Genomic DNA, 24197 nt, shown 5'->3' with positions numbered 1-24197 from the left:
ACCGTTCTCTCATAAATAACGGGAATATTAATCAGCCATATACTTAGGAAATGGAATAGGCAGTGAGAAAACGTGAAGTAAAAATATTTCCAATAGGAATTTTAGGGATGTGCTTTGTTCTAACGGGATGCAATTTATCCGCTCCTACCTATGGTACCAATAAACCGGTTTCGATACAGTTTTTTGAAGATGTTGCTAACATTACTTCATTAACACCAACAAATAATAGCAGCCAGATTGTTATGAAACCTCATCCAAAACTTGTAATACCAAGCCCTAGTTCACGCAGATTTTTGCCGGTACCACAACAAGATAGATCTGTCAATGAAATGGCAGCATCGAAGAAGCATCAAGGAAATACTCCTTTTCCTCATAAAGGATCGTCAGTTAATGGCGCTGGTTCAGAAAACCCTTCACAGTTGAATGCGAAGCAACGACAGGAATATTTACGTCGTCAGAGAGCACAAGTTGGAAGTTCAAAATACCGTCGCTATCTCACTGAACCACCTTTAAGTTATCGCCAACCGGCAAAAACCGCACCTATTGGTCGATAAGGGAAAGACAAAATATTTAAAGTAAAGTATTTTTCCAATTACTTATGATACTAAGCTCTCATTCATGCACAGTTATAATGCTGTTGGAGGAGGGGTGTTATTCTCATGAAATAGCAATATGACAACAGCATCGAGAGAGTACTTCATGCGTTTCCTAACAAGAAATATTTCTCAAGTTCATTTTGCAACATCGTTCATGTGGATAGTATAACGTAAAATCTATTGTACTCCACTATCTTGATGCTTAGGAAGGAGAAAGCTGATACCATCATTTTATTTTCCAGACTCCAGTTGCGACAATTCTTGCATTTGAGAGCCTTCATAAGAGACATTTTTAGTCTTTTCTACAACGTTCTTTATCCAGACGATAATCCCGCTTATGATGTGCAAAAAAGTGATTTTTATTGCTTCAATGTAATTTGAAAGAGAGTAGATCTACGATATGTTGGAATTTATATTTTATTATACAAAATAATGAATTATTCTTATGAATGAATGTATCATCTAATAGAAGCAATATGCAGGATTAAAAGAGAGAAAAATGCTTTGAAATAGCTTTTACTATATATGTCAGAAGAATTAATAGTCTTTTTGAGAAGTAGGATAGTTTTTTAAGAGTGAAAGTTATGGAAGAAGAATTGTTTTTAGTATCGCTTTTGTACAAAAAAATCTTTAAGTAATTGAGCAGCTTCTTTTTCTTTAAAACCAGAATAAATCTCAGGTTTGTGATGACAGGTTGGTTGCTGATAAAAACGTGGACCATTTTCTATAGCACCCCCTTTGGGATCATTTGTTGCGTAATAGAGACGACGTATGCGTGCAAATGAAATGGCAGCAGCACACATAGCACAAGGCTCAAGTGTTACATAAAGATCGCAATCAGGAAGCCTTTCGTTTTGCAATGTTTCGCAAGCCATACGGATTGCGCGTATTTCTGCGTGTCCTGTAGGGTCATATGCAGATTTTATAAAGTTACCAGCGCGTGCAATGATAGCTTTTCCACGTGTAATGACAGCACCTACGGGAACTTCATCTTTTTTTGCAGCCTCTTGTGCTTCTAAAAGGGCTATTTCCATGGGCGTCAAAGTCATAATATTCTTTCTACTGAAGGTATAGAAAATCTAAAGGTTATCTCGATAAGGAATGCTATAGAATGAATAATTTATTACGCTTTTATAATGAAAAGAATACCTCTATTTTTTTTAAGAGTTTAAAACAAACTTGCAAGTCGGCAGATACATTATTGTCGTTAAAGGATAGAAAATGATCAATGATTATGCTACTTCATTTTTCAGGATAAGCGGTATGGTGCATGTGAATAATTTTCTGAACATACTTGCAAAGATTGGTTTGAAACGCAAATGAATGAAAATAATGAGAGTGAACGAATTGCTAAAAGGTTAGCGCGTGCTGGTATTGCTTCGCGTCGAGATGCAGAAATGATGATTGTTGCAGGTCGTATTTCTGTGAATGGTAAAGTCGTGACAACGCCTGCTTTTAATGTTAGCCGCTCTGATGTTATTAAAGTTGATGGCAAACCTTTACCTCCTATAGAACGAACGCGTTTATGGCTTTACCATAAGCCAGCAGGTCTTGTCACCACGAACCGTGATCCTGAAGGCAGACCTACAGTATTTAGTAATTTACCAAAAGGAATGCCGCGTGTTCTTTCTGTTGGAAGGCTTGACATTAACACGGAAGGGCTTTTGCTTTTAACCAATGATGGTGGCTTAGCGCGTGTATTAGAGCTTCCTGTAACGGGGTGGGTCCGCAAATATCGCGTCCGTGCTCATGGAAGAGTAAAACAGAGTGCGCTGGATAACCTTAAAAATGGTATTGCGATTAATGGTATTTTTTATGGTTCGATTGAAGCATCAATTGAACGTGAACAAGGGTCGAATGTATGGCTTTCTGTTGCGTTGCGTGAAGGAAAAAATCGTGAAATAAAGAATGTTTTAGGGGCATTGGGATTATCAGTTAATCGATTAATCCGTGTATCCTATGGTCCATTTCATCTCTCTGATTTAGAAGAAGGAGCCGTGCAAGAGTTAAAAGGGCGGATGTTACGAGATCAGTTGGGGGAGCGTTTGATTATGCAAGCCAATGCAGATTTTGATGCTCCTATTCTGAAACCCTTTTCAAATTCTGCAGTTGTTGCAGAAAAGCAAAGCCAGAAAGATCTTTCTGTTGCAAATGATGGTTGGGTTTTCTCAAGTGAAAGGGCGATACGACGCCGACCAAGAGATGGTTCTGTTGAACATAGTCGCGCGCAATTAAGTACAAAGTCTCATGAGAATGTAAAGAAGGAGAAAAGTGAAGAAGGAAAAGCAGAGCGTTTTTTACCGCGTTCTCGCCGTGCTAATGTTTGGATGGCTCCTGGTGCGCGTCCCCAGAGTGCACGTAGAAAGCCTTCCTATAGTGAGGAGAAATCGCATGATCATAAGAGCGGTTTGGATGGTAAAAAATCCTTTCATCGAGGCAAGGAAAAACTAAAAGAAAGTCCGTCACACAAAGAGAAGAGGGGAAGTTTTGTTCAAAAACGTGGCAAAACATCTTATGATGAGACGCACCCCTTTGGTAAGAAAGATCGCTTTTTAAAGGATAAAGAGAACATGATAAAAGGTGGTCATGATGAACATTCTTTTGAGAGAAAGAAAAAATCGTTTGGTGGTGCTATGAAAAAATCTAAACCACATAGGGACGGTGCAAAAACTTCGAAGCGATTTGGAGGTCCACGTGCGGATCATAGGCGGTAAATTTGCTGGGCGTGTTTTGTTTTCGCCTGTTAATCAGTCGATTCGCCCAACGAGTGATCGTACACGTGAGAGCCTTTTTAATATTCTTTCTAGCCGTGAAGAACAATTTTGGACCAATAAACGCATTCTTGATCTTTTTGCTGGTACTGGTGCTTTAGGCATCGAAGCACTTTCACGTGGAGCAAAGGCGGCTGTTTTTGTTGAAAACTCGGTTGAGGGGCGTGGGTTGCTTCAAAAAAATATAGAAGCCTTTGAATTACAGTCGATAGGACGGATTTTACGTCGTGATGCGACCAAACTTGGCAATATTGGCACAATGCTTCCATTTGATGTTATCTGCGCTGATCCTCCTTATAGCCGTTGTTTAGGTGAACGTGCTTTCGTAGAAGCTTTGCGAGGGGGGTGGGCAAAAGCTGATACACTCTTCATACTTGAAGAAAAGAAAGATACAATGATTCATTTACCTGATGTCTTTTATTTAGATGATGAGCGGTTTTATGGTGAGACAGCAATACGTCTCTATAAATTACGATCGCTTACATCTTGAGAAAGTTCTTGTTTTTATCCGATAGGATGAAAAAATGCTTCTTCACAGTTTTCTTCATTTTATATGGTTTTTAAAAGGTTAAGCAGAAAATAAATAAAAGATTCTAATGTTAAAGGAATTGATGAATTTTTATTAGCTTTAATACAGAAGGATGTTTTTTCTCCAATAGGATATATATTCCTCGATAATAGTTATGATCTTTTTTATCTAATTTCTTTCTGCCATACCTTAATCATCACATTTCATCAGCAGTTGAAAGCTTTAAGCTATGCAGTCTGCATTGATATCTTATATGATGCGTAACTTCTATTTTTGCTATTGTCTAAACTTAAAAAAGATATTTTGTTTAGTATTGAAAATATTGTTCATTTATCCTGAATATTTGTGTGTTTAGTTTAGTAATATCGCTTGTTGAGTTAATCATTACATATTAAGTAAATCTGAGAGTATTAATTATCTTATCGTTGTGCAGCTTTAAGGATACTTTTTTATATTATTCTTTATCACTAAAGATAAGTAATTTGTAAAAAAGGGGAGATTATCGTGTTTAATTGGATATATAGTGAAGAGATTAATACAGAAGCAAGTGCTGAGCAAATTTGGGCTATATGGGAAGATGTGGCATCATGGCCTTGCTGGGATAGTGAACTTGAGTGGGTAGAACTTTCTGGTCCTTTCAAAGAAGGTGCTATAGGACGCATGAAACCTAAAAAGGGACCTACAGTAACTTTTACACTTGATAAAGTTATAAAAAATGTTTGTTTTTCTGATTATGCTAAACTTCCTTTTACACGTATGAGTTTTGATCATGAATATATTTGTTCAACAAAATCGGGTTCTTCAAATAACAAAATTCGTCATACTGTAACCATGTCTGGTTTATTTTCTCCTTTCTTTGGAATGATTATTGGGTCAAAAATTAAGTTACATCTTCGCGATGCAATGATTGAAATGAGCAGACGTGCTCTTACTGAAAACAAAAGCATCTCGTAAGGGGGGCATTTATAAAGAAGTTAATACCTTAAAAAAGGTGCAGAAATCTTAGCCTTGTTAGAATGAAATCAGTTATGAGTATATAGCAAATCGATGAGCTATGATCTGTTTTTTAGTTAGTCGTTGAAATCGTGTCAAATCATCTGAGAAAATTAATTTTGCACCAAAGATCTTATAAAAGCCATTGAATTTTATTCAATATATAAAAGCTTATAAGGCGCGCATTTTTACTGAAAATAAAGAAAGTTGTAGAAGCTTATTTCTGCTCTTGTGAATCTGTAGGTTGATATTGTCATGATATTTGCCAGTTTCTAATGTTGCGATAGTTTTTGATTTGAGAGCATTCATAAAAGACATTTTGACTCCTTCTTAAATAGTTTTTATTCATACGCCCCTTACTGATGATATGCTCGCAAATAGTTGTGATTGATTCAACATGAATAGGTTCGAAACGGAGAAAATTTAATGATATTTGATTCTTTTATGCAAATTACAAAATGATCAATTATGATTATAAATCAAAGTGTTTTTTTGATTAAAAGATTATAAGAACAGATAATTTCTTTGATTACTTTTCTAGAGAGTGCAGTTCTAAAAGGCTCTAGATGATAAAATAAAACCTCCCTTAATTTTCGTAAAAATTAATCTCGTATCGTTGTATGTATTTGGTTTAAATGTTTAAAAAGCGATTTTTTAAAATGCGCACAGATATCCCAGTTTCTGCAAATATTTTTGTATCTATTAAAACAATTATGAGCGATAAACTTGCCCAAATTAATTGGAAGAATATGCTTATTGTAGATTGAATTGAACAATAGATACAACATTGAGTTTTATATAAAAGTTTTATTGATTATCGTTTTATAACAATATTACGCTTCTTTATTTTTTAATGGAAGGAAAAGAGGAAGGAGTGTAGTTCTTAAATCAAAATCTATCCAGTATTTTGGGATTTTTGTTTCAGGAAAAAGAGTCTATTAAGTTATATCTGTTTAGTAACAAAATAACCAGTTAAGGATGAGGCATGAAAAATGAGATGCTCTTGATTAGACGCATTAAAAACGAGAGAGAATGTTATGATTATAACTTATTTCTGATAAATATAAAAAATGAGTTCTTTGTGATATCACGCTTATGAGAATAAAGAAGCTAATGACTGCTCATTTTGTTGAAGCAATAACGCAAGAAAAATTTTTTTATTCCGTTTATATTTTTTTGTTTACAAGATTGCCATCTTATTATGAGAGAGTTTATAGAAGCAAAGAAGTATACACAAATATAAGGCATTTTCTTGATTCTTGCTTGGAAATTAAAGAATGCTATAGGAATGAAGGAAGTTATTTGACTATCCAGAGGACATAAGGCTTGTGACTTAAGTCATTTTATACTTTTCGAATTTTTGAGGATTTTGGCTTAAATTCAAATGTTATTGTTAGGCCTTTTGTTAATTGCCAAATTTTCGGTTGATTTGATTGTCAGTACAGATTGGATTATCTAAAATGATAAGGGCCCATGAGAAATCTTGAAACTAAAGAGATTTTACGGCATATACAGCATATTACGTCTTTTCATAAAGAAGCTAAAAGGGAAATGATTTAATGCATTAAAAAAAAGAATGCATGAAATATGCATAATCTTATGAATAAACACACAAGAGTTATATTCTGATTTGTATAAATTTGTCAGAATGCTTATCAATGTAAATAATAAAATATTTTAGGGAGTCTATGATGACTGACAAAAACCAGATTGAGAAAGCAGTTTCGCTGGTTGAAGCAGCAAGGCGTTCTGGGGCAGATGCTGCTGATGCTGTTATTGTTCATGCTCATTCTACCAGTGTATCAGTTCGTTTTGGGAAAGTTGAATCGACAGAAGCAGCAGAGAGCAATGATTTTACTCTAAGGGTTTTTGTTGGAAAAAAAGTAGCAAGTGTTTCTGCTAATTTAGGATCTTATCCGCAAGAACTTGCGGAACGTGCTGTTGCGATGGCTAAAGCTTCTCCCGATAGTTTATTTGAAGGTTTGGCAGATAAAGAGTGTTTGGTTAAGCATCCTAAAGATCTTGATCTTTTTGATGATTTTGTACCTAGCAGTCATTTTTTAACAGAAGATGCTTTAAAAACGGAGGCAGCAGCTCTTGATATTAAAGGTGTAAGCAATTCTGGTGGCGCTGCAACAGCTTATGGCCGTAGTGGGTTTATTCTTGTGACCAGCGATGGTTTTTGTGGAGCCTATCGCTCAAGTTGTTTTTCACGTTCTTGTAGTGCTCTTGCAGGTGAAGGAACACAGATGGAGCGGGATTATGATTATACAACAGCCTTACATTTTTCTGATTTAGAGGCAGCAGAAACTGTGGGAAAGAATGCAGGGCTTGGTGCAGTTCGACGTTTGGGTGCAGTTCGTGCGGCAACTGGGGGCGTTGATGTTATTTTTAATCCGCGTACGGCTCGTGGAATTGCAGGGCATATCGCATCTATGGTCAATGGAGCCTCTGTGGCTCGAAAAACGAGTCTTTTACAGAATTTCTTAGGTAAGGAAGTGATGAAGCCTAATGTTAATGTAACCGATCAACCTTTGCGATTACGTGGAAATGCTTCTCATCCTTTTGATGGAGAAGGGGTAGAGGGACAAACACTCAATATTATTGAAAATGGTATTTTAAAAAATTGGCTTCTTTCATCATCTACAGCACGTGAACTGGGACTTAAAACAAATGGACATGGTGTGCGTTCAGCATCATTAGTGCAGCCGACCAGTACAAATTTTGCTATTGAACCGGGTTTAGTATCGCCTTGCGATATGATAAAAGATTTGCGAAATGGATTTTATGTGACCGAATTATTCGGTCATGGCATTGATTTTATTACTGGTCAGTATAGTCGTGGGGCTTCCGGTTTTTGGATTGAAAATGGTGAAATTGCTTATCCGGTGAGTGAAGTAACGCTAGGCTCTGATTTGCTTCATATGTTAGCACATTTAACACCTGCCAATGATATTGATCGGCGTTATGGTACAGCAGCTCCAACATTATTAATTGAAGGGATGACACTTGCAGGAAAATAATACGCATCATTCTTCTGATTTAAATCTTTTGCGTGACGTTTGTCGAGAGGCAGGAGATTTAGCAATGCGGTATTTTGGATGCACGTTGGATGTCTGGATTAAAGAAGGTAATTCCCCGGTCAGTGAAGCAGATTTTGCTGTTGATCATTTCTTGAAAGAGAAGCTTCTAGGGGCACGTCCAAATTATGGATGGATTTCAGAAGAAACAAAAGATAATCGAGAAAAACAAGATTATTATGAGCGCTCTTTTGTTGTTGATCCTATTGATGGAACGCGTGGTTTTCTTTCTGGCAGTCCTTATTGGTGTATTTCGGTTGCCATTATTGAGAATGGGCGTCCTATTGTGGGCGTACTACAATGTCCGGCTCAAGGAGATGTTTATACAGCTGTAACGGGTGGAGGGGCAACATTAAATGGGATAAAACTTCCTCGTTTAGCCTTTCAGGTTCATCGAAAATATAAAATTTCACTTGATAAATCGCTCGCACAAAAATTACCAGATGATTTCCTCAATCAAGTTAGTCTTTACCATTATCTTCCTTCTCTTGCTTATCGTATTGTTCTTGTTGCTCAAGATGAAATTGATATCGTATTAGTTCGTCCAAATTGTCATGAATGGGATATTGCCGCTGCTGATCTTATTTTGCAGGAGTGTGGAGGGTGTTTTTTATCGCTTGATGCCTCTTTACCATCTTATGGAATTGAACCTTACCAATATGGATTTTTAATTGCTGGTAAAAATAATTGCTGTCAAGATATGATAGATGTTGTTCGTCAAACAAAGTTAGTTTAATCACGTAAAAGCATGCTAAAATAATCTAAATAATATAGAGGCACATATGACTGAAACCAACGAAAAAAAACAATATTTACATCTTGTATTTGGTGGGGAATTAAAAAATCTTAACAGTAATCAATTCAAGAATCCCGATGATTTAGATGTGGTTGGTATTTTCTCAGATTATAAATCCGCTCAAGAAGCATGGCAGGCAAAAGCGCAAAGCAGTGTAGATAATGCATTACAACGTTATTACATTGTAGATTTGCATCAGTTTCTTGATGCTGAGTTAGGCGATGCAGAATAAAGCTTGAATATTTGGTTATTATAGCTTGTAGATTGCTGCACGCTTTTGTTTAGTCGTCCTTTTCATAGGTACTTTCTTCGAGTAAAATAGAACGTCGTAAAAAAGAATATGCTTGTTGTTTAAAATTCATATGTTTTCTTAAAAAAACATCTCTCAAGGCACCCAAACCCATTTCATAATAGTGTTCGTGCAAGGTATAAAATACATTGTTGCACCACCATCTTTGCGCTTAATAAAAATGTAAGAAAGTTCTATCAACCTATTTGCAACAGCAATATTATCATGACAGCGATCACTCGAATTTTATGATTATATTGTGAATAGTCACTCTGCTCTTGAATGAGGTATGAGACATTAATGCGTTAAGATTAATACAAAGAGTAGCATTATTAATGATACGAATTACTACTCTATTGAGATTATTAGCACTCCCTACTTATCCATTGGAATTTTTTCAACGAGTTATTACTATAAGCTTAGAAACCATGAAAGTTGTTAGAAACTTACCAAAATTAGAAACTTAGAGAAACTGAATAGATTTATAAAGTTAACTTACCTCATAAGGGCTTCTTGAGTACTCGTTTAAAACTACAATCTATAAGTTAGTCATTTTGTGTTGATTATATACAATCTTAAAAGGAATAAGATATCATGCAACCTCCTGAAAAGAGAGGATTTAAAATTTTGAAAACTCTTATTTAAATTGTTGTAAGACTTTTAAGAAATTCTCTATTAAACAAGATTAGATTTTTCTGGATTACCTTTAAGAGATGATATCACAATTTAAAATGAGAACTCTATACCATTCAAAAGTTTTTTTTTAAGATTTGTTTGACATATTCATTTTATTGAAATGAAACAATAGAGATTGAGCTTCCTTTTAAACATATTTTATTTATATTAGGTTGTAATGTCTATATGGATTATTTTTTGAAAAATTGACAATACCTAACATATGTAAAAATAAGTTTTTTTCTCTAAAATACCAACGTGTACAATTCAAAGCCTCACTAAAATCATAAGAAGTATTTATTCAGTGAGCTGAAAAAATATGTCATAGGTTGTATGGTATTTATCATTTATATTTTCAAAATTATAATTGATTAAAAAATAGTTTTGTTATTTTTGAGTAAGATTTTTATAGGGTGCAGAATGAAGTGATAAAATTTCATTAAAAGAGATTTAAATAATGTGTATATGTTATTTTTATAGGAAAGTTTTTAAAAAAATATGGTGATAAAATTGCATTTTTTGTCCTTTATGTATTGAATTTTCTCATGGATTAAGCGTTTTTTATTTAAGATATGGATGATATTAAAAAAATACGGAAGCAACCACTAGTGTTGATGAATTTTTTAACAAAATAAGCATATAGATATCTTAAAATAGCTGGATGAGGTGATTTTAAATGGTAGAATTAAAGGCACATACAGCTCTTTTAAGCTATCGGATAATTGGTTTTTGCTTATGTCCTGTTATTCCTTTTTATTTGTTCTGTCGTGCTATTCGTGGAAAAGAAGAGTGGTGTCGCAAAAAAGAGCGTTTAGGTAAAAGTTCTCATGTACGCCCCCAAGGTTCATTAGTTTGGTTACATGCAGCAAGTGTTGGAGAAACACTTGCACTTTTTCCACTTGTAAATTATATTTTATCATTGAAAATCAATGTGTTAATGACAACTGGGACTGTGACATCTTCTACTCTTGTGAAAAAACATTTTGGTAATAGGTTGATTCATCAATATGCTCCTTTAGATTTAGATTTTGCAGTGCGCCGTTTTATTAGTCATTGGAAGCCTGATCTCGTCTTGATTTGTGAATCAGAAATTTGGCCCCTTCGTATTAAAGAACTTGCAAAAATGCGTATTCCGCAGATTTTGGTTAATGCCCATATGTCTGAACGTTCTTTTAAAGCTTGGCAAAAACGACGCGTTCTTGCCAAACATATTTTTAAGGATATTGATTTGGCGATTGGTCAAAACGAAAGAGATGTAGCTTATTACCATAAACTTGGCGTAAAATCTGTTACGTTTTCTGGTAATCTCAAGGCTGATGTTTTTCTGGTTGAAAATCAAGCATTGCTTGCACGTTATCGTAATGCTATCGGCAATCGCCCAGTTTGGGCAGCTGTTTCAACGCATGAAGGGGAAGAGGAGATTGCTTTTGAGGTCCATAAGATTGTTAAAAATTATTTGCCAGATTTATTGACAATTATTGTGCCTCGTCATCCTGAACGTTCAGAAGATCTTATCAGAAAATGCGATAATAAGGGGTTAAGTTTTATTCGTAGGAGTAGAGATGCTGTTCCAAACATGAATACCGATATTTTATGGGGAGATACCATTGGAGAAATGGGGCTTTTTCTTCGCTTATCGAAAGTTTCTTTCGTTGGTAAATCGTTATGTGGAAATGGTGGACACAATCCATTGGAATTGGCTTTACTTGGTTCCGCTATTTTGACAGGGCCCCATGTTTCAAATTTTCAAGAGATGTTCAAACAATTTCTAACGCATGATGCAGCATATATGGTTCAAGATACAAAACAGCTTGCTATTCAGGTGTATAAGCTTTTAACAAATGAAACATTGCGACAAGAAATGGTTGATAAGGCTCATGAAGTGGCGACAGGTATGGCAGGTGCACTTGAGCGCACATTAAAGATTTTAGATCCATTTTTACAACCCCTTGTAATACAAACAGGTTTACGTCAGCGTCAGGGTAGATATGCATATTAGCGCCCCCCATTTTTGGTGGAAAAATAAAAGCTTTTTGCGTTTTGTATTAGCCCCAGTTTCATGGGGGTATGGTTATTTTTCAAGTCGTTTTATGGCAAGACAGCCTCCCGTGATTAATCTGCCTGTTTTGTGTATTGGAAATTTTACATGTGGTGGTGCGGGTAAAACGCCGGTTGTTATTGCTTTTACCAAGGTGGCTAAAGAACTTGGTTTTGTACCTGGTATTGTATCTCGTGGTTATGGTGGATCAGTTAAAGGGGTACATCTTGTAAATGAGAAATATGATACTCCATACAATGTTGGAGATGAGGCACTTTTACTTGCACGGCATGCTTTTGTAGCTGTATCACCTAATCGTTATGCAGCGGCGCAACGGCTTAAGCAAGAGGGATGTAATCTTATTTTAATGGATGATGGATTTCAAAGTCGCCGTCTTTATATGGATTATGCGTTACTCGTTGTTGATGCGATGCGCGGTTTTGGTAATGGAGCTGTCTTTCCAGCAGGACCTTTGCGCGTACCATTAAAAACGCAGTTTTCTTTTATGGATAGTGTTTTATTGATTGGTCACTCCGATGTGCCTGATAATGTTGCTTTTCTTGTTTCGCGTACTGGAAAGCCTTTATATCGTGCTCATCTTAAAGCCAGTGCTTCTGATGAGGTTTCAGGAAAATCATTTTTGGCATTTGCCGGTATTGGCAATCCAGATAAATTTTTTAAATCTATTAAAGAATTGTCTGGTCATGTGGTGCAAACTTACATATATCCAGACCACTATTTTTTCACAGATGAAAATTTAAAAAGCCTTATACAAAAGGCTAAAATGCACAATTTATGGCTCGCAACAACAGCTAAAGATTATACCCGTATACAGACAATTCACACGCAAAAAGATTTGAAAAATCTTATTGTCTTTGATGTGAATGTCGATTTTGTTCAAAAAGACTTCTGTCGCATGGTCCTTGAGGAGGTCTTGACCCGCTTTAGAAAACGTTCCCTTGAGTTTTCTTGTCTAAAAGGCAAAGGCTAAATTTATAGCTTTCAAAGGGTTATTTTTCTTTTGTTTTTAACAATTGCTTGAGATATGGGTTGCACTCAAGTTCACGTTGATAGGAGATTTCACAACTAGCATATGCTTCTTGGCGGTGATGATTCCAATATTTTAAATCATCTATAGGGATTTTTTGCCCGCTAACAGCACAAATAGTATAGGTACCATATTCTATAATGTCATATCCGTTATTAGAATAATGAATTTTTGCTTCGCGTTCACTATCGGAAAACATTATAACTCCTTTTTGCTTGATACAAGAGATTCAAGAAAAGTGCCATAAAATATATTATAAAGTCGAGAGTTAATTTAAAAATATTTTTCTTGTCAAAATGATGAAGAGTTTATTTTCTGCCAAAAAGCCGTTCTATATCTGCCAATTTGAGTTCAATATAAGTAGGGCGTCCATGATTACATGTACTTGTATTAGGTATTGCCTCCATTTGCCGTAATAGTGTGTTCATTTCTTCGGGGCGTAAAAGGCGCCCTGACCGTATTGAGCCGTGACAGGCCATCGTTGCTGCAACATAATCAAGCATTTCTTTTAAATTATTTGTTGTATCATACTCAGCGGCCTCATCTGCGAGATCTTTAATAAGGGCTTGGACGTTGATTTCTCCTAACATGGAAGGTGTTTCACGCACAACAATTGCTCCTGGTCCAAATGGTTCTATTCCTAATCCAAATTTTTGCAAAGCATCTTTATGCGTTAAAAGACATGTTGCATCCTCTTCAGAGAGTTCTACAATTTCAGGAATAAGTAATAACTGTGAAGGAAGCGGTTTGGAATAAAGTGCATTTTTGAGTGCTTCATAAACCAATCGTTCGTGAGCTGCATGCTGATCGACAATGATCAAACTATCTTGTGTTTGGGCGATAATATAGTTTTTATGGATTTGTGCTCTGGCCGCTCCTAATGGATAAGATAACTCTTCTGATGAAGATGTAGTGCTTGGAATGTATGCATCCCCACTTGGTGTATTTAAGCCCTCCATAATAGGAGCGGCATCTTCTTTTAAATCAAAAGAGCTAGTACTATCCAATGGTTTTTGGACCATTGAAGCGCTGGTAAAATGATGAGGCTGTGAACTGTAAGAAGAGGACAGGTGCGTGTTCTTAAAATTGCCTAATGGTTGTTGTGCCAATGATTGTTGTGCCAATGATTGTTGTGCCAATGATTGTTGTGCCAATGATTGTTGTGCCAATGATTGTTGTGTTTGAAATGCAGCAAGCATTGCTTCAGAACGGGTTGAGGTAGGACGAATACCAGATTGCTGCAATGCTTCACGAATAGCTCCAACAATCAAACCACGAATTAATCCTGGATCACGAAATCGTACATCAGCTTTGGCTGGGTGAACATTAACATCTACCTCAGCAGGTGGGAGATCAATAAAAAGTATAGCGACAGGATAACGATCTCGTGTCATGACATCAGCATAAGCACCTCGGATAGCGCCCCATAGAAACTTGTCACGCACGGGACGCCCATTAACATAAGCAAATTGATGAAGGCTGTTATTTCGGTTGAAAGATGGTAAACAGGCAAAACCTGTTAAGCGCACCGCTTCGCGTTCAGCATTCAGCGCAATGCTATTAGGGGCAAATTCTTTTCCCATAATTTGCGTAATACGTTGTAATTGTCCTTGAATATTATTTTCTGTAGCAGACAGTTCCATAGATGTTCTGTCTAATCCTGAAAGAGAAAAGCGGATATGTGGAAATGCAATAGCAATTCGCTTAATCATATCGCTAATAGCATTTGTTTCAGCCCGATCAGTTTTCATAAATTTTAATCGTGCCGGCGTGACAAAGAAAAGATCACGAACTTCAACAATTGTTCCAAGATTTGCAGCAGCTGGTTTGGGTCCTACAATTTTTCCTGCAGTAACGGAAATTTCAGCAGCGCTCTCAGCATCTTTTGTTCGTGAAATGAGTTTAAGTTTAGCAACAGAACCAATAGAGGGGAGGGCTTCTCCTCTAAATCCAAGGAAGCAGATATTGTGTACGTCATCGGTAATCTTTGAGGTACAATGGCGAGAAACTGCTAAAGTTAACTGATCTGCAGGAATTCCATAACCATTATCACTCACCTTTATAAAATTTTTTCCACCATTTGCTGTAATAATTTCAATGCGTGTTGCACCAGCATCAATAGCGTTTTCAACAAGTTCTTTGACAACATTTGCTGGTCGTTCAATAACTTCACCGGCGGCGATTTGATTAATAATATTTTCGCTAAGATGGCGTATAATCATAATAAATTCTAACAGGAATCTTAAGGGTTCTATAGAAAATTATGATAACATCATTTGCGCGACATTCAAGAACAAGAGAGCTGAGAGGTATTATTTTTACAATACCTCCTATTTTATTTTATGTTAACAAATCAGTTGGAAAAAACATAGAAATAGTTTTTATCACTTTAAAATAGCTTGCACCAATTTATCATCTAGGTCAAAAAAGAAACAATGTAAAAAGGGAAGGCAATATATATGGCGCGTATAAGCGGTATTTTAGCAGATAGTGATATACAAGCTTTGATTGAGAATAACGTTCTCAAGGCTCAGTATCCATTTGATAGATCTCAAATACAACCAGCAAGCCTTGATCTTCGTTTAGGGGAGAAGGCTTATCGTATACGTGCTTCTTTTATGCCGGGATCTGATACAAAAGTTTTGGATAAGCTTGAACGGTTAAAGTTGCATGAGTTTGATTTACGAGGTGGAGCCGTTTTGGAAACGGGGTGTGTTTATATTGTTCCTCTTTTGGAAAGTTTAGCGTTACCAGAATTTTTATCTGCTGTTGCCAATCCCAAAAGTTCTACAGGCCGATTAGATATTTTTACACGTGTCATTACGGATAATGCTCAAGAGTTTGATAAAATTTGTGCTGGTTATCATGGTCCACTTTATTTGGAAATTAGTCCACGCACATTTCCAATTTTGGTGCATACAGGCTCACATTTATCACAGCTTCGGTTTAGAAAAGGGCAAAGTTATTTAAATGAAATAGAGTTGCACACTTTGCAAAGGCAAGAAACACTGATATCGGATGATTTTCCTAATATTAGTGTTGGTGGTATTGGTCTTTCCATTAATTTAAAGGGAGACGAAAACGGGCTTATAGGTTATCGTGGTAAACATCATACAAGTGTTATTGATATTGATAAACGTGCTGTTGCCCACGTTTTAGATTTTTGGGAACCTCTTTTTGATCGTGGTCAGAGAGAGTTGGTTCTTGATCCTGATGAATTTTACATTTTAGTTTCACGAGAGTCTGTTCATGTGCCTCCGCTTTATGCCGCAGAAATGACTCCTTTTGATCCTTTAGTTGGTGAGTTTAGGGTGCATTATGCAGGCTTTTTTGATCCAGGATTTGGGCATAAGGAGGCGGGTGGAAAAGGAGCAAGAGCGGTTTTAGAAGTGCGGAGCCATGAAGTTCCTTTTATCTTAGAGCATGGTCAAATTATTGGCCGTTTGGTCTATGAGCATATGCTTAATCGACCATCAACCCTTTATGGACATGATGTTGGATCACATTATCAAGCACAGGGTTTAAAGTTGTCCAAGCATTTTAAATGAGTTGGGAACCACGAATTTTGATAACATGTATGCAGAAAGCGTATTTTAGATAAAAGAAAAATTTATCCTTCATAAAACCGGCACTATGCATTTTATTTTCAGTTTTCAAAGTTATGGTTTTGTATTTGAGAGGGTATGAGAGGCATTTTTACTTCTTTTTTAAAGAGGTTTTATCTATACAAACTCCATTTATGATGTGCAAAAGAATAGTTTTGGTTATTTCATCATGACAAAATCTACAATGAAAGAATTTTACTATATTCAATATGTTATTCATATTTATTATTATAATAAATCAATAGGTTAATAAAATTCAATATAACAGTAGCGTATTCACTTTTCAAAGTAAATATGCGAGATTGGATGCTACACTTGGCGCCATTTTTCTAGAGCTTAAATGACCAGTATATTTTATTTCGTATAAAAATTATCCTTAAGAGCCAATAAATAAGTTTTTCACTACAGTTTAGTAACAATTTTTTTAAACATTGTTCTAATTTTAGTAACTCATTTATAGCCTCAAGATATAATATTGCTAGAAAATTATTCAATTAAATATGAAGAGCTTCTATTAGTATGAACATTAAAAGTTTTTTTATGCTTTATGTGAATTAGACACTGTATATTTTTATAAACTTTCATGAACAAGTAACAGGTCTCAGTTTTGAATATTGATATAAGAAGATTTATGGATGTATGCGACAGCTTTATTTACAGTATTAATAAAGGATTTTTTCATCTTTTGGAGGAGGTTATGGTTTATACTTAATGACACTCTATATTCTTAATAACTGATAATGTAAGGACCTTTGGAGGGAGAAACGACTTTAAATTATAACTAATTAAGCTACGGAGCAATCGCTTTCGAAGAGGTATTGGTTTAACGAGAGTATAACATTTCAATTGCACATGAACGATATATGAGTAGATACGTTATTAATGATACTACATACTGTGAGATTTTAAATTTGGATAAGAGAAATAAAGACGTTGTTTTTATCAATTAGTTTTTTTAGAAAGTTGCAATCTCTGTTACTTCTATCTATTCAATAGAGCGTTTTGGGAGGATGTCGAATAGGTAGGTATACGGATTCGCTTTATATGCGTTTTAGGATGTCTTCTTTTTTTATTTAGGAACAATGGTGCCATCAATGATTATTTCTTCAACACTTGATTATCGTAAAGCAGCAAAGCGTCGTCTTCCTCCCTTTCTTTTTCACTATATTGATGGTGGGGCTTATGCTGAAGAAACGATGCGACGTAATTGTACAGAACTTCAAGCACTTGCACTGCGTCAAAGGATTCTAAGGCAAGTTGGTGAAGTTGATCTTTCAATCAAGCTTTTTGATCTGACACTTGATTTACCGATTGTACTTGCACCTGTTGGGCTAACGGGCATGTATGCACGTCGTGGAGAAGTAAAAGCAGCGCGTGCCGCAGCGGCAAAAGGGATTCCTTTTACTCTATCCTCTGTTTCAGTTTGTCCCATTGCGGAAGTACAAGAGGCGGTTGGAGATGCATTTTGGTTTCAACTTTATGTTCTCAAAGATCGCGGTTTCATGCGTGATGCACTAGAACGGGCTTGGTTGGCTGGTGTACGCACGTTGGTTTTTACAGTTGATATGCCAATTCCTGGTGCACGTTATCGTGATGCGCATTCGGGAATGTCTGGTCCTTATGCTGGTTTACGTCGTTTTTTACAAGCTTTGACTCATCCATATTGGGCTTGGAACGTTGGTGTTATGGGGCGCCCTCATGATCTTGGAAATGTCTCCACTTATCTCAAAAAGAAAATTGCATTGGATGATTACGTTGGTTGGCTTGGTGCAAATTTTGATCCATCAATTGGTTGGCATGATCTACAATGGATTCGCGATTTTTGGAAAGGAAAAATGATTTTGAAAGGTATTCTTGATCCAGAAGATGCGCGAGAAGCAGTAAAATTTGGTGCGGATGGTATTGTTGTTTCTAATCACGGCGGACGTCAGCTTGATGGTGTATTATCAACAACACGAGCGTTGCCTGCAATTGCGGATGCTGTAAAGGATCATTTGACTATTTTAGTGGACTCAGGTGTTCGTTCTGGTCTTGATGTTGTACGCATGATAGCACAAGGTGCGGATGCTGTTATGATTGGTCGTGCTTTTGTTTATGCGCTTGCAGCAGCAGGTAAGAAAGGTGTTATGCATCTCCTTGATCTTTTTGCTAATGAAATGCGGGTAGCTATGACACTGACCGGTACTCAGACAATCAAAGATATTACACGCAAAAGTTTAGTGAATATAGATGTTTTTAAGTAACGAAATCAATATGTTATAACTTATTTTAGAAAAAGAAAGTCTTTTTATAGAGGAGCATAATTATATACTTTACAAATATGTTGATAGTTAAATTTAAATAGAAAAGATCAAGAAGCTCCTCTATAAAATCACAGAAAATACTAAGTAACTACAATAATACTAAGTAACTACAATAATATTAACGCAAAAATCTTAATAATAATAAACACAAAAAAAATACTAATAACATTGCATACATCTTTTATTTACGTTATTAACAGCTCATTCTATGGATAAAAAGGAACAAGCGCTGATATTAAAGGCAAAACAACTGTTGATATAGAAAAAATAGATATAAATAATGCTGTGAGCATTTTTCCCTCCTATATATAAAAACATAATATATTAATCACTCTTTTTCCACATTAGCATAAAATATAAACCTCATTTAGTTTTATTTTAATATAGAATAATATTAATTATGATATATAAATAAAATTATTAAAAATGTCAATATGTATTTATTGTAACATTTAATTATAATAAAATTGGATCAATATAAATAATTTTTCTATAATATATATATTATTTATATTAATTTTATTGAATAATATATTATAAGGATATGATATTGTTTTTATGGAGTACGTTTTTAAGCAATGAAAAAAATACCTGTACTATCTTTAAAAAAAGCTGGTTTACTGAGAGCAAGACTGCGTGAATTAATGTGCTTTTCTTGCATACTCAATGATTTATGATGTTTTTGAACTGGCGAACATATTAGGAAGCAGTTGAATATTTTTTTGTATAGTATGTCATTTCTAACACTATTTATGTGTTCTAGATTTATTTCATAATTTGTTAAAAATATCCAGTTTATTTTTATTACATATGGGGTCGTTGTGTATTCATAATGATACAAATTGGCATAGAATGTTTTGTTCCATAATCGATTTAACAATTACATCTCCAAGCTTCTCCATGGATACTATGCTCTTCACAGACAACAACAGATTGGTGAGATTGGCATAACTCTAGCACAGATATATTATCTCAAAGTTGAATTGTTGGCACACTTGTAATTATTGGGATAACTTCATGTTTTTTGAAGCTCTTCAGTAATATAAGACAAATCTGAACAGTTTTTTCAGTAGCAAGTAAGAGAACATCTTTTCCTTTTTTTAACAGAAGTTTTGCTGATATCAATTTTTAAAGCATTTTTATGAATATTCATAACAGCACGCTTTCCTAAACCTATATAAACGGGTACAAGATTACTCAGATTAGCAGTTTCCATTTGATCTAATTACTACTCATAAGTAATTGAATAGTATTTACTTTATCGCTGAATAAAAAAGAAAAGTTTTTCTCTCTTTAAATAGATGATGGGTTGTCATCTAGCCAATAGGGATAGTTTGCGAGCAATTTGTTCGATGCAAGATAATTTAAATTGCAGTTACTTTTTATCACTTGAAGCTGTGAAAAGAAGGCTAAGATAGATGAAAGAATGTAAAAAAAATGATGGATACATTTTAGGATAAAAAATTATAATCCTGTTAATTCCACACCTGTTGCAGCTGATATTGGTGGCAAAAGAAATTTTACCAAAAAATTATCAAAATTATTGAGGACATTCCTCATGGCATGTAGACTAAACCTTTTTGTTGGTATGGGTGGGATTTTCTTTGAGCTGAAATTGATTCTATCCCCTGAAATCAGCAATAATCTCTCAGGTTATGGCGTAAACTTTTTGGGGATGTTTCAACACCACTATCGTCCTTTTATGAAAAATGTTAGCATTTCAGATAAGCAGCTGTGAGGAGTTTCAACGTTTAATACAGCGAGATCCAGAAACTCTCACGGATTTAGAACGGGCTTGAAGATTTTTATATTTACAGCGATTAAGTTTTTGAGAGAAAGTAAATCGTACGATGAGAGGTGAAACCCATCGTAGCGCGCGGGGGCTTAAGCCCTTACAATTTGAAGGCGTGCTAAAACTTATTTTCCTCTGTTTAGCAGGTGTTAGCATTGAACATTTAAACTGGTCTATTTTTATTATGCATTATGATTGTCTAAAAATCTTGTTCTATCTTTTACCACTTTAATTGTGGTTCTGAAGGTTATAAAGAAAGGATTTTTTATAAGCGAGAGGATTATCAGCCGATGTCTAAGCTGTTTGCATAAATAAAAGGGAGTGTTTTGTCTTTAAGCAATATGCTAGAAATTCAAAAAACTTTAGTTAACTTCATAAAAGAGATTACACCATCTTATACAGATTGCTCTGCAAATAACACAATTGCTGGTAAGGAATGGGGCATCACCAATTTTGATTTCTAAAAAAGAAACAATACGTATTAAATAGTCTTTAACTTTACAGACTTTTTAAGAATCCTTTCAGAACCTTTTGAAAAAAGTGAATTGATAGAAGATTTTCTATCAAAATATAGCAACTTTTCTAACAAGTTACGAATAAATCTAAAAATATATATTAAATATAAAAAACAGTGCGATATGCGGGCTGTCTGGGCTTTAGAAATAAGAATCAAAGCGTATAAAGATGCATAGAGGTGAGATTGAGACATATCATTTTTATGATTCAATAAAAAAATTAAAGAAAAAATTCTATATCAAAAATTTAAGGTAGTTTAAAAGGTGGACGAGCAATGCATGGAAGGATGAGCGAGAAGGTGAATTAGGTGAGGGCGATTTATAGATTATCAGTATCTTTGTAAAAGTACCTTCTCAAGATAAATATTGTGATAAAGTAAGATTGTGGTTGAGTGTCGAAAAGATAATACGCGCTCTTAATTTTTCCGTTATACACATCAAAATAAACGCCATGAAAGGCACGGTCCTATTACAAACTTTCTCTAAGAGCAGTACATGAGTTTGCAAGATATTACAGTGATATTTTAAAAGAAGGATTTTATTTCAGGAAGAAATTGTCTTAAAATAGCAAAGCAATATTTTCCAAGAAATTGCCAGGCCAATTTTGAAAGTAAAAAAGCTAAGTTAAAAAATAAAAGAAAAAATGGTTGTTGGTTTTCTCTACTGGAGTTGCATGTTATTTCCCACATAGGAAATTTACCTATAGAAAAATTAACAGCCAAGATCATTCACAATGTGTTCCCGCCACTTTAGCATGAAAAAGCAGATATAGTGCGAAAGTATTTGCCTTATCGTCAACATCATTATTATAATTAGGAAGCTGAAGCAACGTCATTTACAAATCACATAAAGCCTATACCATTATTCATTATATAGTTCCGTAGATTGCTTTTCTTCAAGCATGCCGGCTCCTAGATATTATTTTTGTTGAAAACAGAACCTTTGTGTATGATCAGTTCTTTGAACGACGATAGTAGTGCTATCCATAAAATCTTTTCTCATCTTCTTTTGATAAGATAACAAAGATGCCCTTAGAATACATCAATAGACTCAATCACTTTATACAAATATAACCTTGTTGAATCCTTTCGCTTCAACTCAGACATCTCCGTCACTCTAATTAAATCCAATCGACCACCAGAGCGTTTTTATCCTTTAAGTTCTTTTACTTTTAATCTGAATATATCGACCTCTTTCAAATCTTTTCATTGATTAATCTTTCAGAGGAATTGTATCCTTAGCACTTTATTTTCCGTTTATGCCTCCAACCACATGGACCAGCACCTTGTTCATTATGTTTTAAATATCTCTCGCCAAATTTGGACTAATGACATTGATATCTTGTCGATTCAAATAAATTGGCAGCCATCCAATACAAGAAGTTCATTCATTCGTCGCGCAACTAGCTAGAAAGCTTAGTGCGCACATCAGCATCACTTTTCTATTAATTTCATTTTCTATCTCAAGCCGTGTTATCGCTATCTTGAAAGCTTCCTTTGTTTGCTTTTGCTTCTCAACTTTTTTCCCAAGAAAAAAGGCTTTGACTAAAGCTATAAGAAAAGCTGCTATGATCGCTGACCTCACCGTCAGATATTTTTTTCCATATGAATAACGCTTTTGTCTTTTTCATATGAAGCATTTTGTGGGGTGTTCGGGTCCAATGGTATCACCTTTGTCTGGTGTTGTATTGGCTACGTTTCCAGCAGCGTCTTAAGCAAATCAATCAAGCTATTGAAATCTTTTTAGAGGCAATAGCACAAGAGACAAAAAAGATTTTGACAAAAAGCCGCTTAAAGATATAGGAAGTTCTCTCCTCCTAGCCCCCCAGCCCATTTACATAACATAAAAAAGAGAAAGGCAATGAAATGATATTTGATGATGGCGATAGATATGTAACAATCCGTGAATGTGCACAGCTTTTTAGTGTATCCACAACAACGATTCGCCATTAGATGCCTCAGGTGTATTTCCAAAGCCATGCAAGCTAGGGAGAGCAGTAAGGTGAAGGAAAAAAGAGATTTTAGCATTCACTTCAACGAAAAATAAGGAGAAAATAAGAACAAATTAGGTAAAATTATATAAACTGTAGAAGGTGGTCTAAAAGGTGGTCTGAAAATGGCTATTTAAAGAAAAAATCTATATATTTCAATATGTTTAAGAAATAAAATGGTGCCGCATGCCGGATTCGAACCAGCGACCCCATCATTACGAATGATGTGCTCTACCAACTGAGCTAATGCGGCATAGGTTTGTAAGTCAATGAAACAAAACTAATTTGAGGGTAATAGCTAAAAGTACGTATAAAAGCAAGAATGCATTTTTTCAATAATTTATAAATATGATAATAATTTGAAGGAGAAGTATGTAAAAGTCAGAGGAAAGTATTCTTTGACCTTAATGCTATAAAATGCTTTCCAATTTAGATAACACTTAAATTAAGAAGCTGGGAATGTAGATCTTTAGGATGAAAAATGGTGTCACGATATCTTAGTAAAGATAAAAACATTTTCTGGTTTTTGAGAAAGAAATTTGTTGCATAAGTGATTGGGAAAATAAAGATCATCATAAACCCTTTATAATGTGCAAATAAGATGAGTAGAATTAGTTTAAAAGTTACTTCTCATTTTTATGGGAAGAAAAAGGGAGGAGGATTAATAAAATTAATCACGTTTTTTTATTTAAGAGGGAGTAAAAATCATGTCGGATGAAGATCGGCTGATAGAACTAGAAATGAAGCTAGCTTACCAAGAAAAATTCATTGAAGAACTTTCTCGAGAGGTAATTAATCAATGGAAAAGTTTGGATGAGATATCTAAAAAGTTGATATTTTAGCGAGACGATTTTCAGATTTAAAAGAACAGAGTGTTACTGAAGCTGTTATCTTACCATTTTCTCAATAGGGAGAAGGTGCGAAATATTTTTTATCATAATTGCAATTATTTACAGATGAGTTTTTATTTCACGCATTTTGTTAGACTTGTAGAATAATTTTTATAAGCTTCTTCATTAATTCTAATAAGTTCTAATCTTATAAGGAGAGCTGATATTAGAAGACGTTTTTTTACATGGGGTTTCTAGTACGAAAATTAAGAAAAGTTTTTGTAGAGTATAAAGAAGCAGCCATAGAAAAATATATGAACTGCAATATTTTAAGTTTTTTCTGTACA

General features: G+C 34.9%; 16 protein-coding genes, 1 tRNA gene and 4 pseudogenes. 15 read left to right on the top strand and 6 right to left on the bottom strand.

Annotation, left to right across the window (positions count from 1 at the left end; translation table 11 throughout):
• Positions 1-62: 62 nt before the first annotated feature.
• On the top strand, positions 63-554 hold the full coding sequence (locus ACFILL_RS04200) for a hypothetical protein (RefSeq protein WP_375643350.1): 492 nt from the start codon (positions 63-65) through the stop codon (positions 552-554).
• Between the two features lie 644 nt (positions 555-1198).
• Here ACFILL_RS04200 and ACFILL_RS04195 read toward each other — a convergent pair.
• On the bottom strand, positions 1199-1645 hold the full coding sequence (locus ACFILL_RS04195; RefSeq protein WP_273790416.1) for a nucleoside deaminase: 447 nt from the start codon (positions 1643-1645) through the stop codon (positions 1199-1201).
• 270 nt (positions 1646-1915) lie between these two features.
• On the opposite strand from ACFILL_RS04195, the gene ACFILL_RS04190 reads away from it, so the two are divergent.
• From ACFILL_RS04190 to ACFILL_RS04180, 3 genes are all read left to right on the top strand, one after another.
• Positions 1916-3310, top strand: a complete 1395-nt coding sequence (locus ACFILL_RS04190; protein WP_375631030.1) for a pseudouridine synthase — start codon at positions 1916-1918, stop codon at positions 3308-3310.
• Positions 3291-3857 carry a 16S rRNA (guanine(966)-N(2))-methyltransferase RsmD gene (gene rsmD / locus ACFILL_RS04185; protein ID WP_273790418.1) on the top strand — a complete coding sequence of 189 codons (567 nt, stop codon included), beginning with the start codon at positions 3291-3293 and terminating at the stop codon, positions 3855-3857. Before ACFILL_RS04190 ends, rsmD begins: the two co-directional genes overlap by 20 nt.
• A gap of 543 nt (positions 3858-4400) precedes the next feature.
• Complete coding sequence (locus tag ACFILL_RS04180; protein ID WP_375643351.1) at positions 4401-4850, top strand: hypothetical protein; 450 nt, start codon at positions 4401-4403, stop codon at positions 4848-4850.
• A gap of 210 nt (positions 4851-5060) precedes the next feature.
• On the opposite strand, the gene ACFILL_RS04175 is transcribed toward ACFILL_RS04180, so the two are convergent.
• Positions 5061-5207 carry a hypothetical protein gene (locus ACFILL_RS04175; RefSeq protein WP_273790420.1) on the bottom strand — a complete coding sequence of 49 codons (147 nt, stop codon included), beginning with the start codon at positions 5205-5207 and terminating at the stop codon, positions 5061-5063.
• A gap of 1373 nt (positions 5208-6580) precedes the next feature.
• Here ACFILL_RS04175 and ACFILL_RS04170 point away from each other — a divergent pair.
• The 6 genes and pseudogenes from ACFILL_RS04170 (at position 6581) to lpxK (ending at position 12758) form a co-directional block, all read left to right on the top strand.
• On the top strand, positions 6581-7912 hold the full coding sequence (locus tag ACFILL_RS04170) for a TldD/PmbA family protein (protein ID WP_273790421.1): 1332 nt from the start codon (positions 6581-6583) through the stop codon (positions 7910-7912).
• Positions 7899-8705 (top strand): 3'(2'),5'-bisphosphate nucleotidase CysQ, encoded by an 807-nt coding sequence (locus tag ACFILL_RS04165; protein ID WP_375643352.1) that lies wholly within the window; start codon positions 7899-7901, stop codon positions 8703-8705. The genes ACFILL_RS04170 and ACFILL_RS04165 overlap by 14 nt, the downstream gene beginning before the upstream one ends.
• 46 nt (positions 8706-8751) lie before the next feature.
• Positions 8752-8997, top strand: a complete 246-nt coding sequence (locus ACFILL_RS04160) for a DUF4170 domain-containing protein (protein WP_273790423.1) — start codon at positions 8752-8754, stop codon at positions 8995-8997.
• A gap of 261 nt (positions 8998-9258) precedes the next feature.
• Positions 9259-9534, top strand: a pseudogene (locus tag ACFILL_RS04155) (hypothetical protein); the annotation flags it as partial.
• 871 nt (positions 9535-10405) lie between these two features.
• Complete coding sequence (waaA, locus tag ACFILL_RS04150; RefSeq protein WP_375643354.1) at positions 10406-11728, top strand: lipid IV(A) 3-deoxy-D-manno-octulosonic acid transferase; 1323 nt, start codon at positions 10406-10408, stop codon at positions 11726-11728.
• A complete protein-coding gene (lpxK, locus tag ACFILL_RS04145) occupies positions 11718-12758 on the top strand; it encodes a tetraacyldisaccharide 4'-kinase (protein ID WP_375643355.1) in 1041 nt (346 codons plus the stop codon). Before waaA ends, lpxK begins: the two co-directional genes overlap by 11 nt.
• 19 nt (positions 12759-12777) lie before the next feature.
• Here the strand turns inward: lpxK and ACFILL_RS04140 are convergent, their stop codons facing one another.
• Complete coding sequence (locus tag ACFILL_RS04140) at positions 12778-13014, bottom strand: DUF2093 domain-containing protein (protein WP_273787833.1); 237 nt, start codon at positions 13012-13014, stop codon at positions 12778-12780.
• A 109-nt stretch (positions 13015-13123) separates the two neighbouring features.
• Positions 13124-15037, bottom strand: coding sequence for a DNA mismatch repair endonuclease MutL (mutL, locus tag ACFILL_RS04135; protein WP_375643356.1), 1914 nt, complete (start codon positions 15035-15037; stop codon positions 13124-13126).
• A 237-nt stretch (positions 15038-15274) separates the two neighbouring features.
• Between mutL and ACFILL_RS04130 the strand changes: the two genes are divergently transcribed.
• The 3 genes and pseudogenes from ACFILL_RS04130 to ACFILL_RS04120 form a co-directional block, all read left to right on the top strand.
• Positions 15275-16363 carry a 2'-deoxycytidine 5'-triphosphate deaminase gene (locus tag ACFILL_RS04130; protein WP_375643358.1) on the top strand — a complete coding sequence of 363 codons (1089 nt, stop codon included), beginning with the start codon at positions 15275-15277 and terminating at the stop codon, positions 16361-16363.
• A gap of 1151 nt (positions 16364-17514) precedes the next feature.
• Complete coding sequence (gene lldD / locus ACFILL_RS04125; RefSeq protein ID WP_375643359.1) at positions 17515-18663, top strand: FMN-dependent L-lactate dehydrogenase LldD; 1149 nt, start codon at positions 17515-17517, stop codon at positions 18661-18663.
• A 2675-nt stretch (positions 18664-21338) separates the two neighbouring features.
• Positions 21339-21780, top strand: a pseudogene (locus ACFILL_RS04120) (integrase); the annotation flags it as partial.
• A 652-nt stretch (positions 21781-22432) separates the two neighbouring features.
• On the opposite strand, the pseudogene ACFILL_RS04115 reads toward ACFILL_RS04120, so the two are convergent.
• Positions 22433-22620 (bottom strand): annotated as a pseudogene (locus ACFILL_RS04115) (hypothetical protein).
• Between the two features lie 275 nt (positions 22621-22895).
• Between ACFILL_RS04115 and ACFILL_RS04110 the strand changes: the two are divergent.
• Positions 22896-23098: pseudogene (locus tag ACFILL_RS04110) on the top strand (helix-turn-helix transcriptional regulator).
• 99 nt (positions 23099-23197) lie between these two features.
• On the opposite strand, the gene ACFILL_RS04105 reads toward ACFILL_RS04110, so the two are convergent.
• A tRNA-Thr gene (locus ACFILL_RS04105) sits at positions 23198-23273 on the bottom strand.
• Positions 23274-23727: 454 nt separating this feature from the next.
• Between ACFILL_RS04105 and ACFILL_RS04100 the strand changes: the two genes are divergently transcribed.
• Positions 23728-23862: a SlyX family protein gene (locus ACFILL_RS04100; protein WP_273790429.1), complete on the top strand. Its 135-nt coding sequence runs from the start codon at positions 23728-23730 to the stop codon at positions 23860-23862.
• Positions 23863-24197 lie beyond the last annotated feature (335 nt).

The organism is Bartonella sp. AP20NXHL, assembly GCF_042196165.1.
Classification (GTDB): domain Bacteria; phylum Pseudomonadota; class Alphaproteobacteria; order Rhizobiales; family Rhizobiaceae; genus Bartonella.
This window is presented reverse-complemented; position numbering and strand designations above follow the sequence as displayed.

What these genes read in the sequence shown, in the direction of transcription:
- ACFILL_RS04195 (WP_273790416.1), bottom strand. Translation starts at nt 1,645, where the DNA reads ATGACTTTGACGCCCATGGAAATAGCCCTTTTAGAAGCACAAGAGGCT.
- ACFILL_RS04190 (WP_375631030.1), top strand. Translation starts at nt 1,916, where the DNA reads ATGAATGAAAATAATGAGAGTGAACGAATTGCTAAAAGGTTAGCGCGT.
- ACFILL_RS04175 (WP_273790420.1), bottom strand. Translation starts at nt 5,207, where the DNA reads ATGTCTTTTATGAATGCTCTCAAATCAAAAACTATCGCAACATTAGAA.
- ACFILL_RS04170 (WP_273790421.1), top strand. Translation starts at nt 6,581, where the DNA reads ATGACTGACAAAAACCAGATTGAGAAAGCAGTTTCGCTGGTTGAAGCA.
- ACFILL_RS04160 (WP_273790423.1), top strand. Translation starts at nt 8,752, where the DNA reads ATGACTGAAACCAACGAAAAAAAACAATATTTACATCTTGTATTTGGT.
- waaA (WP_375643354.1), top strand. Translation starts at nt 10,406, where the DNA reads ATGGTAGAATTAAAGGCACATACAGCTCTTTTAAGCTATCGGATAATT.
- lpxK (WP_375643355.1), top strand. Translation starts at nt 11,718, where the DNA reads ATGCATATTAGCGCCCCCCATTTTTGGTGGAAAAATAAAAGCTTTTTG.
- ACFILL_RS04140 (WP_273787833.1), bottom strand. Translation starts at nt 13,014, where the DNA reads ATGTTTTCCGATAGTGAACGCGAAGCAAAAATTCATTATTCTAATAAC.
- mutL (WP_375643356.1), bottom strand. Translation starts at nt 15,037, where the DNA reads ATGATTATACGCCATCTTAGCGAAAATATTATTAATCAAATCGCCGCC.
- ACFILL_RS04130 (WP_375643358.1), top strand. Translation starts at nt 15,275, where the DNA reads ATGGCGCGTATAAGCGGTATTTTAGCAGATAGTGATATACAAGCTTTG.
- lldD (WP_375643359.1), top strand. Translation starts at nt 17,515, where the DNA reads ATGATTATTTCTTCAACACTTGATTATCGTAAAGCAGCAAAGCGTCGT.
- ACFILL_RS04100 (WP_273790429.1), top strand. Translation starts at nt 23,728, where the DNA reads ATGTCGGATGAAGATCGGCTGATAGAACTAGAAATGAAGCTAGCTTAC.